General features: G+C 65.3%; 9 protein-coding genes. 6 read left to right on the top strand and 3 right to left on the bottom strand.

The annotated features are described in order from the left end of the window. Positions 1-146: 146 nt before the first annotated feature. Positions 147-395: a helix-turn-helix domain-containing protein gene (locus tag GTZ93_RS17820; RefSeq protein ID WP_139914922.1), complete on the bottom strand. Its 249-nt coding sequence runs from the start codon at positions 393-395 to the stop codon at positions 147-149. A 457-nt stretch (positions 396-852) separates the two neighbouring features. Here GTZ93_RS17820 and GTZ93_RS17815 point away from each other — a divergent pair, with 457 nt between their 5' ends. The 3 genes from GTZ93_RS17815 to GTZ93_RS17805 all read left to right on the top strand — a co-directional run bounded on the left by GTZ93_RS17815 (position 853) and on the right by GTZ93_RS17805 (position 4,963). Further along, positions 853-1,755, top strand: coding sequence for a DUF2381 family protein (locus tag GTZ93_RS17815; protein ID WP_161662889.1), 903 nt, complete (start codon positions 853-855; stop codon positions 1,753-1,755). A gap of 11 nt (positions 1,756-1,766) precedes the next feature. After that, positions 1,767-3,602, top strand: a complete 1,836-nt coding sequence (locus tag GTZ93_RS17810) for a serine/threonine protein kinase (RefSeq protein ID WP_139914924.1) — start codon at positions 1,767-1,769, stop codon at positions 3,600-3,602. A 176-nt stretch (positions 3,603-3,778) separates the two neighbouring features. After that, positions 3,779-4,963, top strand: a complete 1,185-nt coding sequence (locus GTZ93_RS17805) for a serine/threonine protein kinase (RefSeq protein WP_139914925.1) — start codon at positions 3,779-3,781, stop codon at positions 4,961-4,963. Between the two features lie 621 nt (positions 4,964-5,584). Here the strand turns inward: GTZ93_RS17805 and GTZ93_RS17800 are convergent. Together GTZ93_RS17800 and GTZ93_RS17795 are read right to left on the bottom strand one after the other, a co-directional pair. Beyond that, positions 5,585-6,901, bottom strand: coding sequence for a PIN-like domain-containing protein (locus GTZ93_RS17800; RefSeq protein ID WP_139914926.1), 1,317 nt, complete (start codon positions 6,899-6,901; stop codon positions 5,585-5,587). Positions 6,902-7,493: 592 nt separating this feature from the next. Then, positions 7,494-8,390, bottom strand: a complete 897-nt coding sequence (locus GTZ93_RS17795) for a hypothetical protein (protein ID WP_120613130.1) — start codon at positions 8,388-8,390, stop codon at positions 7,494-7,496. 968 nt (positions 8,391-9,358) lie between these two features. Between GTZ93_RS17795 and GTZ93_RS17790 the strand changes: the two genes are divergently transcribed. The 3 genes from GTZ93_RS17790 to GTZ93_RS17780 are packed head-to-tail and all read left to right on the top strand — an operon-like array spanning position 9,359 to position 12,688. Further along, positions 9,359-10,699: a hypothetical protein gene (locus GTZ93_RS17790; RefSeq protein ID WP_139914927.1), complete on the top strand. Its 1,341-nt coding sequence runs from the start codon at positions 9,359-9,361 to the stop codon at positions 10,697-10,699. Further along, a complete protein-coding gene (locus tag GTZ93_RS17785; RefSeq protein WP_161662888.1) occupies positions 10,689-12,221 on the top strand; it encodes a DUF2380 domain-containing protein in 1,533 nt (510 codons plus the stop codon). The genes GTZ93_RS17790 and GTZ93_RS17785 overlap by 11 nt, the downstream gene beginning before the upstream one ends. Continuing rightward, entirely contained in the window at positions 12,218-12,688 is a 471-nt protein-coding gene (locus tag GTZ93_RS17780; protein ID WP_139920935.1) for an NUDIX hydrolase, read from the top strand. Before GTZ93_RS17785 ends, GTZ93_RS17780 begins: the two co-directional genes overlap by 4 nt. Positions 12,689-12,745: the final 57 nt, after the last annotated feature.

Raw genomic sequence — 12,745 nt, 5'->3', positions numbered from 1 at the left:
GCAGTGAGCAAAAGGGGCTCGCCAAGCCGTTGATTTCTTGGGCGTTTCTCGCGTTCGAGGGTGCCCCGCTTTGTGCCCCGGTATGCAGGGAGGCGGGGCAGTGAGCCGACAGCCGGAGCGGCGTCCTGGATGCGTTGGGGGGGCGCTCACGGCTCACCCTCGCGATTCGCGTCGGTGAGGCTGTAGGCCCGAGGCACCACGCCGCGCGCTCCGGGCGTGTACTTCGCGGCCTCGCGCAGGACGCCAGCCAGCACGAGGGCGGCGAGGCAACGGCGGACCACCTGCTCTCCGGCTCCAAGCGCGGCGCACAGCTCCTTCACGGTCAGCCCCTGCGGCGAGGCCTTGGTGAGCGCTTCGATGATGAGGGGTCGGTACTGCTCAACAAGCTCCAGCATGGTTCGAATCTCCCTTTCCCCTGTTCAATGGGGGCGCCTCCTGGGAGTGGCTCGCTCGCTCCGTCGTTCTCTCGGGCGAGCGCTTCGATGATGCGGGGCCGGTACTGCTCAACCAGCTCCAGCATGTTTCGAATCTCCCGTACCCGCGTAAATGCCTGCGGCTTTTGGGACTGGCTCACGTGCCCTGTCGTTTTCTCAGGAGCGGGACGGCTTGCCCGGCCTGGCGGGGGGCGGGAGTGGCTCCCCCCCGGCTCGGATTTCCGGAGCCCGGCCTCTTCAAGGCTTGCTCGGCGGTCCCACACGCTCGAAAAATTCTCAGGAAAAATGCGGGGCCTCGTTATGTGCGGCGTACCACCTGATTCCTTGCCGAAACGACCGCGTGCGAAGAATGCGCGGAGACCTGCGCCCCCATGGCACCTGCTACGGTCGGCGCCGTCTTCTCGGAGGTTGCCCGCCGGTGCTCCTGGTTTCCCGTCCGTTGCTGCTGCTGTCCCTTCTCTTGCTGGGAACGAACGTCACGGCTCAGGAGATCCTACGCGGGCGTGAGCTGGTGCAGCGTCGCGTCGCGCTCTCCCAGTCCGCAACCGGCATGCCGGTGGAACTGCATGTCGCGTCAGGCTCACTCACCGCACTGGAGTTCGACTCCTCTGTTGACCGCGCGGGTGTGAAGATGGGGGACGCAAGAGACCGCTTGGAGCTGCTCGTAGCCACTGACCGGCTGATCATGATCAAGCCCATGGCCGATGTGGCAGCGAGTGAGCGCGTCCTGCTGACTGTGCCCTTCGCGGACGGCATGTCCCCGGCACGTGTGGTATTCGCGCTCGTCACCAATGCCACGCAGGTGGATGCTCAGGTTCAGGTGTCCCGGTTGCCGCGCACAGCCGAGGCGGTGCAGGCCGAGTTGGACGAGGTGCGCTCCGCGTGCGCGGGCAAGGATGCCGAATTGGCTTCGTTGCGGGCACGAGGCGCGGCCACAGGGCCTTCAGGCATGATCTTGGCCGGGACGATGGGCCCTGAAGGCGTCCAGACGAACGAGCCCACATTGCAGCCAACGAAGCCTACTGACGGGCTGAAAGCAGACCGTGTCATCGTCTTCCGAGGGAAAGGGTGGGTCGCGCTCTCGCTTGACGTCACGAATGAAGGGTTGGCGCCCTGGACACCCACGGAGGCCCGGCTGTCCCCAGTCCGTTCCAGTGCCGTCACGGTGACGATGAGAGAGCCGCACGTCGTCCCAGGAGGGCTGGCGCGGGTCGTAGTGGAATTCCGTGGCGAAGACTGGCCCAAGGGCGACGCACGCCGGGTGGAGCTACGTGACAGCACGGGAGGGCGGCGCCTTCTCATCCCCTCCGTGGTGTTCTAGAAGCGCGGGCCATGCTGCTTTTCATTCCCGCCAGCTTGAAGCCCGGGCAGATGGTGGATGGATGGCGCGTGGTGAAGGCCCTGGGTTCGGGCTCCTTCGGCGCCGTCTACCTCGTGGAGAAGGAGGGCCAGCGTTTCGCGCTGAAGATGGCCATGCACCGCGCCAGTAGTGGAGACGCGGAGCAGTCGGACGCGCGCCTGATGCGGGAGATGGTCTGCCTGGCCCAGGTGAGCGGCCATCCCAACATCGTGCGCACGTACGCCCACGGCCGATGGAACGACGCGACACGGGGCTGGCTCTACGTCGTCGAGGACTACGTGGAGGGCTACACGCTGGGCGAGTGGATGGAGAAGATGCACCCCACGGCGCACGAGGTGGTGGCCCTCTTCGTCAAGCTCGCCTCCGCCCTGGCCCACGTGCACGCGCGGGGTGTGTTCCACCGTGACTTGAAGTTGAGCAACATCCTCGTGCGTGCCTCCGACGGCGAGCCCTTCCTGCTGGACTTCGGGGTGGGCAGCTACGCGCAGGCGCCCGAATTGACGGACTCCCCGCTGCCGCCCGGCACCCGGCGCTACCGCTCCCCCGAGGCCACGAAGTTCCTGCGCGAGCATGGCGAGGAGTCCGAGGCGCGCTACGCTTTCAGAGCTACGGATGATGTCTACGCGCTGGGCATCTGCCTCTATGACCTGCTGACGGTTGCGCGCCCCTGGAGTGAATCTCCGGCCATGTTCCTGGGGGGCAGGCTGGAGTTGCCCGCGCCGCATTCGCTCAACCCTCGGGTGCCCGCGGCTCTGGGCGCGGCTGTCCTCCATTTCGTTGCCCGGGACCCGGAGAAGCGTGCCCCCATGGCGGAGGTGATGAAGCGCGAGTTGGCGGCACTGCTGCCTGAGGTGGGAGTGGCGTGGAGGGAACCATTCCACGTTCCCAAGCCTCCCATCCAACTCGCCCCTGAGGCGCCCTCCTCCGCCCTGTCGCAGGACGAGCCCGCCCCGGTTGCCCGGCCTGGACTCGCGAACACGCGAGGGGCCTTCGTGGTGGCGCTCGCCGTGCTCGTGGGCGGCCTCATGCTCTGGCACTTCATGACTCCCTCTGAGTCTCGTCCGGCGTTACAGCAAGCGCTGGTAACCCCCTCCTCCGCACGGCAGGAGGCCCCAGCGTCGAAGCCACCTGTTCCCCCTCCAGCGCCCGCCATGACGCCCCCTGAAGTAGCCTCTCCCGTGTCTGCACCCGAGCCGAAGGAAAGTCCTCCCGTGAAGCGCGCTCCCGCTCCTATGTCGTCTCCGCCCGCTCCCTCCGCCGGGAAACCGAGGCCTTTGGCCGTCTCTCAGGGCTGGCCCTCGGTGCAATGGGGTGGCTTCCTCAAGACGTGCGCGGGCCTGACGGCCGCAGCCGCCCTCCAGTTGGGGTGCCCGGGAGCCCAGGTTCGGCCCGAGCCTGCGGAATGTCCCGAGGCCGCACGCCGGGCGATGTTCAACAGGAAGAAGGACGGCGGTCTGGCGATGGAGAGGGAGGCCACTGTCCCCTTCTGGGTGGACGCGCGGCAGAAGGGCATGGGGGACTTTGGGGTCTACCGCGAGGGGCCTGTGACGGGCGAGGTGTATACCGACGAAGTGACCGCACTCCCCAAGGGCACGCTGCTTTCCGGCTACCTGTGGACGGGGAACAAGGACCGGCTGTTAGCTCGCTACACCGAAGCCCGACTTCCGAATGGCCAGAGGGTGCCGGTCTGCATCGAATTGGGAGATCGGAATGAGTCCGGTTGGCCCACTCTCGAAGAAGAGTCCAAGCCGGGCGAGATCGTGACCCGCCGTAATTTGGCCGGCATCGCCGTCGAACGTTGGCGTTGAGGCGTCTGCCCGACGTAACGCCTGTTTACGATTCAGGCCCGGTCCTTCTCACCCAGAGTGTGAGGGATTTCGGAAAACGTTGAACCCGCCGCGTCGTTCCCCTTGGGCGGTGCGAGCCCTACCTTGCACATTCCTTCGCGCGAACTCCTATCGCGCGATCGCAAGGGGGTATCCGCATGGCCCACCCATCTGATCCGCCGCTCTCCAGCGGTGTCGTGCTCTTCACGCAGGGGGATACCTCCTACGAATTCTTCCGGGACCTGGGAGTAGGGCGGCTCGGAGAGCGCGTTCTGCTCGCCTTCGTCAGAACGCCCCAAGGGCTGGGTGATTGCGTGGTGCTCAAGTGCATCCCGCTGCCGCAAGGCGAAGAGCCGCCCGAAGGCTTCCAGCGCACGCGGATACGGTTGGAGGAGGAGGTGCAGCTCGCGCGCTACCTTCAGCACCCGCGCATCGCGCGCGTCCATTGTCTTGTCGAGATGCCACATGGGCTGTGCGTGGTGATGGAGAAACTGGAGGGCTTGTCCCTCAACACGTTGCTGTCGGTGGCCCAAGTTTGCGGGCGTTACTTCTCCGAGTCCTTCGTCCTCTACGTGGGTGCGGAGGTGGCGGCAGTGCTGGATTATGCGCATACGCGCACGGATGAAGCGGGCACGCCGCTGGGCATCGTCAACCGCGACGTCAACCCGGGCCGTATCCGCCTGGGGCCACGCGGCGAGGTGCGCATGACGGACTTCGGCGTGGCCCTCTCCCGGCTGACGGGACGCGTGGCGACGTCCTTCCCCAGGCCCCAAGGCGAAGTCCTCTATGCTGCGCCCGAGGCATTGCTGGGCGACGAGGTGGACGCGCGGGCGGACCTCTTCTCCCTGGGGCTGACGCTGCTGGAGTTCGCCACCGGCCGACACCTCTACGACCCGGGCCACCTGCTCGCGGAAGGGGTGGAGGCGCGGCTGTCGCGGGTGGAGCGGGAGAAGGTGCTGGCGGCGTCCGTTGCCTCCCTGGGGCTGACGCTGCCTCCCTTCGCGGAGGACCTCATCCGGTGTTCCATGTCCTACCGCTCCGTGGACGTGGAGCACGCGGCGGAAGGGCTGTCTGTGCCCCTGCGCGACATCCTCCACATGCTGCTGAAGCCCGAGCCCTCGGAGCGCTTCGCCACGGCATCGGAGTTGGAGGGCCTCTTACGTGCGCGGCTGGCGCAGTTGGGGCCATACACGGGTGAAGACGCGGTGAGGGAGGTTCAGCGGGCGCTCGTAGAGGCAGGTGACAGGCTCTGGGATTTGGAGGTACCGGACGACGAAGGTGGCATCACTCCTCCCGTCGCCGAGACGCGCAGCCCGGACGAAACTCCAACAGAGGATGCGTGAATTTCATCAGGCGTGGGGACAGCCCGGAAAACGCCTCGCGCTGTAGCACCGCTCACGGTTCCTCGCTGCTCATGCCCTGTGCCGCCGCCAGCACGCGCAGCCTCTCCCTTGGCGTCCACTTCTTCGGCGCAGGCCTCTTTTCTGAAGGCGAGGCGTTATGGCCGCCACTCCATCTGCTTCGCGCAGCCACTGCGACAGCGTCAACTGCGAGACTACCGCGTGGCGGGGCAAGGCTGCGGCACTCACCGAAGCCGAGCCCACCATCGGCTTCACCAGCTGAGCCTTGAACCCATCCGTGCACGGCACCTCGTCCTGCCTGCTCTCACCCCCAGTGCGTCGCTAGCTCGGCACGTTATCCGAGGCGACAACTTCCCTGACACCGGGGGCTGGCGGGGGCGTCGCCGGTAGACTCCACGGGGAAGAAGTGGAGCTTACCCGGTGGCAAAGTGGTGGGCATCAAGGGGAGCGCGCGCAACTCGGCTGCCCCTGTACCCTCAAGCTGTGGGAGGTAGGGGCCGCGCACCGTCACTCACAGGAGCGTCACATTCCCGGCCGGGTCGAAGACGGAGCATTGAACAAGGCCCGCCATGTACTCCCAATGTGCTCCTCCAGTATAGACGTCTAAAAGTGAAGCCCAGTTGTAATCTTCATATGGAGCTCAATGAATTCTTCGGCTAGTTCGCGCAGTTCACGCTGCTGTTCAGTTGTACTCCTCTTCATGCGCGCAGCGTGATAGGCGATTTCTCTATTCAATTCATCCATACGAATCAGCAATGCCAGAACCCTCTTGAGGGTTTTGGGCTGTCCAAATTTTAGATCATTTTGCGTCAAGTACACAGATAGAAGCTCCCCGAATCGCTTCACAAGTGCACTGAAACGCTGGTCATGTATATACTCATACTCTGCGTCTTCATCGGACTCATCAGGTCCGAGAAAGGCCATAATTGAACCATGGAGTCGGTGAAATACGGCATCCAGGTCTAGTGTTTCTACATTCGCAATCGCCGCGAGGAAGTCACTGGCTATCTTAGTTGCGAAAGACGTGCTCGGGACATCCGTGGTGGACGCGACCTCAACTACAGTTCCTGGCGCAGCACCAAGCAACTCAAGGAACCGATCGAACGGAAGTATCCAGAAGCGATGTCCTGTCGTACGATGGAATTCTGCAATCAATTCAAATTTCGGAAACAGTCCTTCGTCCCCCCCTCTGACCATCCAATCAGGCTTGGCATCGTTGGACACGAAGATGACATCACGTTTCCTATCACTTCCCAACTTCAGGATTGTATGCCAGATGGCCACATCGCCAATCCCACCGTCCGGCTTCGCCTTGTCCTTGAAACCCGGCGGAATGCCATGGATTGTGCGACGCTCAAGGTCGGCTGACAAGTCTTCCAAGCTCTTACCATGTTCGATGACATGAGACTCAAGAAATATGCTCGCGTATAGCGTGCTGACCGGATCGTCACCGTGCCAATTCCGAACTTGAGATAACAATTCTTGCAGCTTTGACTTGTACTCCTTAACCGCACTGCGCACTTTGTCGGCCCCCTCCCCAACCGCTGTGTATGCCGGAACATCCTCGAACATGGGAATTGCCAGCGGTTGAGGATTGGACGGCAAAGAGGAAAGCTTCTGCTGAATGTGCGTGTAGATGTCCGCGATCTTCGATGCCCGATGTTTGGCATACTCACGGACTGCCTGCGCAGGCAGAAATAGGCGATCCTGGCTAACTAGGCTTGCGAAGACCTTCTTTACGTCTTTTAAGCTTTCTTTCCCGATTAAAAATGGCGCAAGTAGCGTGTTCGCATCCAAGACGAACAGACATTCCTTCGCCATGACGTTCACTGCCGGTTGCTTGTCCACCAGAAGGGCTGCTGGGGCAGGAAACACCTTCTCGATGACAAGGGGATCGTATTTAGAGTCCTTTTCCGCCATGGCGGCGTAACTTACCCGAGCGTTCTAATAAGCGCCCGCTCCTTCTTTTGAGAGTTCCCCGGTTCCGTGGACACCCCCAATGTGATGGAGGTGTGTTTAATCGAGGAACGCGCTGTGTTGAGGGTGGTGGGCAGGTGTATAGACGCCAAGGAGAGCTGCGGCTGGATGCCTCCTGGCTGTGCGCCGAACCGGTTCAGAAGCCGAGCAGCCCTTGGGGTACACACCTGCCTATGCGGCCCACTCAGGTGGCAGGCAGCAGTGGCGTGGGCTTGTGCGGCAGCGTGAGAGCTTGGGGCGCAACACCATGCGCTCTGGGGCAGCCCTTGCGCTGGCGCCATCTGAACCCCGGCCGCGTAGGCAGAGCCAAGTGCTCAAGAATGGCGCTTACCCTGTCGAGGGCCGTCAGTTACTCCAGCAACCGGCGCCGACCTCCACACCGAACGCAGGTCAACACGTCCAGCACGAACGGCCTGTGTAGCAGTCCCGCCCAATCCAAGTGGGGCGTGCGCTCCTTCTGCAACTCCTCCACTCTGGCGCCCACCAACGCGCTCTCCTCCTGCGGCCCCGGCTCCGCCCTCGCTTGAGGGGCGCCCTACGCCTCGTGCTCCAACGCAATCTCGCGGTACGGGTAGAAGGGCTCGGCCGCCAAGTTCAGCCTCTTCCTTTTGGCCCTGAGGAGGTCCTGGAAGGAGATGCCACCGCTCAGTACGGCGTGCAGGTCGACCCCGTCGGTCAGCAGGATGGACTTGTTTGGGTTCTGCTTCAGGAGGGGCACCACGTTCGGCGACCAGCCGTTCATCGACAGGAAGAGCCCCATCGTCTGCCTGCCCGAGCGCGCCACTTGGCCGAGCAGGCCATCCAGGTCCCGCCCATCGGCCGGTTTCCGGCGCCAGCGGCACTCCACGAGGTAGTACCAGCCGTCCAACTCGAACGCCCCGTCAATCTGCTCCCCACCCTCGCTCCGGGTGAAGCTCTTCGCCGCAGGCACTTGGTGCAGGGCGAGCAACTCATTCAGCAAGTCCTGGAGCGCGTAGCCGCGCGTCTGGGCGAAGCCCGAGGTCGCCAGTTCCTCGAAGCGCGTCAGCAGGGCCCCCCGCGTGCGCTCAAACTGCGCGCGCCGCTTCGCCCGCTCCTCGTTCTGGAGCGCAGTGACATCCGGAGGGGCGGCCGTGGTGCCCGGGACGTCGAAGCTGGCTCGGCGAAGTGCATCGTCCAGCCTGGTGCACAGTTCCGGTTTGTGGTGGGCCAGCTGGTGAAGGAAGGTGCGCACCGCCTGAGAGCGAGCCGTCGGCTCCATCTCCGTGCGCCCAACGGTGCAGAGCCAGTTGAAGATGCTCTTCGCCCGCTGTGAGGTGATGCCCACCATGGGGAAGGGCTCGACTGCAACCCGGAACACGGCTGCGCCGAAGCGGTCAATCTCGTTGAGGGCCGTCTCGGACTTCAGCAGATCGCCGGCTTCGACGGCGAGGACGCGGATGTCAGGCTTCATGGCACGGGCTCGCGCTCGGGGAGGCCAAAAGGGTACGCGCCCGGCGGACGACTGCAAATAAACCTCTCCGCACATGACTGCAGTCCGAGAGCAGTCCCATATCCTTGAGTAGCCCCCACCGGCCCCAGTGCGGAAAAGACAGCGTTCACTTCCGGTAGGGCACGTGCGGCAGCACCCGCTCCACCAAGTGCACCGCCGTCACCTGTGCGCCCATCGCGTTGCAGGAGGGAACACCCCTCGCTCCTTACATACGGCGACGAGAAAGCAGTGTGGCGAGGTTGTCCCTCACTGCCTCGTACAGCACCGCCCCCTCCGGCTGTCTCCGCCGGTACGCGCACCCGCGATCCTTCACCTGCCCCTCCCCACCAGTCACGCCTTGCCAGGGCACACGCTACCGTCAGCCTCCCACGGGCTTCTCATGAACCCTGGGAGACCGGGGAACCCTGGCCGCTTGCGTCCGTGAGCGGATTGACCTGATTGGGCTGCATGTGCCCCCAGTGTGCCCCTTCAGCGTGGTTCAACGGGGCACACCCCGGAACGGGTTGGGACGGGGAGGAATAATGAACCCGAGGGAACTCAGGGCGATAGCGGGTAACAGCGCGTCCTGCTTGAGGTTTCCTATCGCCCTGCCCACGGGTTCAAGTCCCGTACTCCTCGCCAATGAAAGCCCAGCAAGCCTACGGGGTTGCTGGGCTTTTGTTTTTTCTACGGCAGCAACCATGGCCTGAGCGCCAGGTGTCACCCCTCTGAGGGAGGAGCGCCATGGCTCGGACGACGGCTCGCCCCGTAGCCACCCGGGAGGTGAAGGTCGACAGTGGGCGGCGCTGTGAGGCGTGCGGCACACGGACGCGAGCGGCCGATCCCATGCGCTCAAGACTCGCGATCCGTTTGGCCGACCCGCTTGCGGTCCATGACCCCGGTCCCTGACACTTTGCTCTCCTCGGAGGTGTCTCTCCCAGGGGGCGTGGATGCGAATGACGCGAAGTGGGGCTGTCTGGCTGTGGCTGCTGTTGCCGGTCGCCACATGGGCCGAGGACGTCCCGGAAGTGCCGCCCGTGGAGGAGGAACGGCGCCCACGGGACGAGGCCTGGCGCAACCTGCTGCGCGTGGAGGCGACGACGCTGGCCTTCCTGCCGCACGCGGGCGTCGGCGCGGACGAGGGTTTCCTCCAGGTGGAGCCGACCCTCATTCTCGACGGAGGCGAGGACTTCGGCCTCAACCTGGGCACGCCCGTGCGGTTGCGCCTCTGGGGTGGTGGAGGGGCCGCGGGCTTCGTGCGGAAGGAGGACTGGGACAGCCTCTCGGACTTCGGGCAGGTGGTGCGCGGCCTCAAGCTGGGCTCGAACGACGCGCCCGTGGGCGTCTGGTTTGGCGCGCTGGAGTCCTACAGCCTGCTGTCCGCGCACCTCGTGCGGCGCTACTCCAACCGGAGCAATCCCGATTACCACCCAGCGGGCGGCTTCCTCACGGGCTCGCTGGGCCCCATCTACGCGCAGGCGTTCGCATCGGATGTGCTGGGCGCGCGCCTCCTGGGGGCGGAAATCGCGCTGGACCTGGAGCACATCCTCTTCGGCCAGCCCCGTGAGCCGGGCCGTTACACGCTGGCCCTCTCCGCCGTGCATGATTGGGGAATGGCTGGAGGAGACGCGCCCCCGGTGACGCTGGCGCACCTGGACGCAACCGCCGTGGTGGTGGTGCGGCCGGGCTTCGAGGCCCACTTGCTTGCCGGTTGGGGAGGACGGCCCGGTACCAGTGGCGCATGGGGGGCGGTGGTGGGCGCTGGCGCGGATGCGGTGACGCCCACGCTGGACCTGCGGTTGCGGTTGGAAGTGCGCAGGCAGCATGGCGGCTTCCGACAGGGATACTTCGGCCCGGACTACGAACTGGCGCGCTTCCACGCGGCGGGGCCGGAGGGCGTGCCACTGGCGGAGGCCCACTTCCCGGACGGGACTTCCGCCTATGGCGAGGCGGAGGTGGGCTGGGACGCGGTCCGCTATGGCGGCCTCTCCAAGCACCTGAAGCTGTCGCTGGGCGCGGAAGCCTTCAACTGGGGCCGCTTCGACGTGGACGGGCGCGTGGCGGTGCAGCTCTTCGCGCGCAGCCTCGAAGTGGCGTTGAAGGGGCTCGGAGTAGGCATGGGTCAGCCCGGGGCACGCTTCCTGGGGGCCGCCGAAGCCCGCTGGCGATTGCTGGGCGGGAAGCTCTACGCGATGGGGACGGGCGGCACGCTGCTCTTCCCCACGCGGGAGGGGACGCTGCGGCCTGGCGTGTTCGCCTCGGTGGGCCTGGGGGTGGACAATGCGCGCTGACGTCCTCTTGCTGGCCCTGGTGCTGCTGGCCACGGGATGCGCCTCTGTGTCGCAGGTGCCTGGGCGTGGCCGAAGCTTGAGCTACGCGCCGCGAGAGGACTCCCCGCCCACCTGGGGGGAACCCCCGAACGATGAGCCCCCGCGCCCCTGGAACTCTCTCCCGCGTGCCCTCTCCGGCCCCGAGCAGCGGCTCCTGCGCCGCCAGCAGCCGCGTGACGACGTGACAGCCGTGGGAGACGTCAGCAGGGAGGGCGCTGTTGGGGGCGTGGCCCGGAGCGCTGCATCGACGCGGCAGGCAGTCCTCGACGCCACTGACGAGGTGAAGGGCTCCCTGCGCAGCGTCGAGGCCGCGTTCACAAAGCTGGCGGCTCGCCCTCCGGACCTCTGGGGCTGGAGCCTCACCGGCGTCTTCACGCGCTACCTCGACCAGGGCTCCAAGCAGGTGTCGTGGCTTCATGGCGCGCTTGGGAGCGCCACCACGTTGACGGAAGCGGCCTCGGAAGTTGGCGACACGGACATGAAGCTGGGCCTGTTGCGCATGACGGGGCCGAAGCTCCAGGCGGCTCAGTTCGGGACGCTCCTGCTGGCCACCTGGGTGGACTTCCTCCACCTCGCTGACGCCATTCTCAGAAACTGTCCGATGTGCAGCGTCGAGAAGCTCTTCACGGACCTGTATCGCGTGCAGGGGCTGATGGAGCCCACGCTGACGGACCTCGCCTCACTGGACCCGGAGCGGGTGGAGGCAGCGACCACCGCGATGCCCGAGCTGATGGGCAAGCTGACGCGTGAATTCGACACGCTCCAGCGGGAGACCCGCGAGACCCTGAAGCTCGGCGGGCAGGTCATCGCGGCGATGCAGGCGGTGGAGATGGTCACGATGATCTCCACGATGAAGATGGCCATGCCACGCGTGCCGCCTTCGGCCCCTGTGACACTGGGCGTGGGACTGGCAATGAGTTCAGGCGGCGTCATGGTGGGCTCGCGGCTGGTGGTCTCCGCCGAGTGGGTGGAGATGATGCGAAGGCTGGTGCAGGCGGGCGTCATCTCCGTGCCTGCCGTCGGCGCGGCCGTCCTCATTCAGGGCGGACAGGTCACGATGGCCCAGGCGCACCAGGACCTGCCCAAGGGCGTGCGCGAAGCGCTGGGGGACAGCCCGGAGGTGCGCGGCATGCAGGTGACGGGCAGAGCGGGGGCGGGCATGTCGGACGCCCCCAAGCACCATGTACTTCCGCAGGAGCACCGCGAGTGGTTCGAGCAGCGCGGCTTCAAGGGTGACATGGACATCGATCAGTTCTGCGTCCGGATGGAGCAGGCCCACCACGAGGCGATCCACGGCGGGGGAGACTGGAAACTGGGGCGTACATGGCCCGACGAGTGGAATCGAATGATCATGCGCACCCTGAGTGATGCGGAGATGGCGGCAGGCCGGATGTTGACCCGCAACGACATCCTGAGCATCGTTGCTGAGCGTATGAAGCGCTACGACATCCCGATGAACTTCGTTCCTGGAAGCCGCCGATGACCGACGGGCGTTCGTGGCTGGGGAACTGGAAGGCACGCCTGTATGAACGGGTCCGCGAACGAGGGTTTGACTCGTTGACGGCCTTCGCCGAGTCCCGTCCTGCGATTCCTCTGGATCAGCTAGCCGAGGAGCTTGGCAAAGACGACATCGCAGGGGTGCAGGTGATGAATGGTCTACTTGTCGAGGGGGAGCGCCGCAGGCAGCTCACCCGCGTTGTTCGCGATTTGCTCGTGCGTGAGTTGGCCGGCGGTCTTCCTAATGGTTGGCCAGCAGCGCTTGACGACGTGAACCGCTTCCAGGTCGCCAAAGCACTGAGCCTGTGGTCCGGTTCCACTCCAGAGGCGTATTCGGAGCGCGCGAGGCAGGTGATTACCGTGCTTCTCGCCAGTCCTCCGCCTGCTGGGTGGCGTCCGCTCGGTCCTGACGACGAACTTCTCCTGACGCTCCTTCCCGACGAGGAAGCCTGACCGGAAGCGGCGACCGGGCATCCAGTGAGGACCAGCCGGCTGCTGGCATACGTTGGC

Origin of the sequence: Corallococcus exiguus (assembly GCF_009909105.1) — a bacterium.
In the GTDB taxonomy this organism is placed as follows: domain Bacteria; phylum Myxococcota; class Myxococcia; order Myxococcales; family Myxococcaceae; genus Corallococcus; species Corallococcus exiguus.
The sequence above is the reverse complement of the archived record's forward strand: the minus strand, read 5'-3'. Positions and strand labels throughout refer to the sequence as shown.

Excerpts from the sequence above, each read along its gene's own strand:
- GTZ93_RS17820 (WP_139914922.1), bottom strand. The coding sequence starts at position 395 with ATGCTGGAGCTTGTTGAGCAGTACCGACCCCTCATCATCGAAGCGCTC.
- GTZ93_RS17810 (WP_139914924.1), top strand. The coding sequence starts at position 1,767 with ATGCTGCTTTTCATTCCCGCCAGCTTGAAGCCCGGGCAGATGGTGGAT.
- GTZ93_RS17805 (WP_139914925.1), top strand. The coding sequence starts at position 3,779 with ATGGCCCACCCATCTGATCCGCCGCTCTCCAGCGGTGTCGTGCTCTTC.
- GTZ93_RS17800 (WP_139914926.1), bottom strand. The coding sequence starts at position 6,901 with ATGGCGGAAAAGGACTCTAAATACGATCCCCTTGTCATCGAGAAGGTG.
- GTZ93_RS17795 (WP_120613130.1), bottom strand. The coding sequence starts at position 8,390 with ATGAAGCCTGACATCCGCGTCCTCGCCGTCGAAGCCGGCGATCTGCTG.
- GTZ93_RS17790 (WP_139914927.1), top strand. The coding sequence starts at position 9,359 with ATGCGAATGACGCGAAGTGGGGCTGTCTGGCTGTGGCTGCTGTTGCCG.
- GTZ93_RS17785 (WP_161662888.1), top strand. The coding sequence starts at position 10,689 with ATGCGCGCTGACGTCCTCTTGCTGGCCCTGGTGCTGCTGGCCACGGGA.
- GTZ93_RS17780 (WP_139920935.1), top strand. The coding sequence starts at position 12,218 with ATGACCGACGGGCGTTCGTGGCTGGGGAACTGGAAGGCACGCCTGTAT.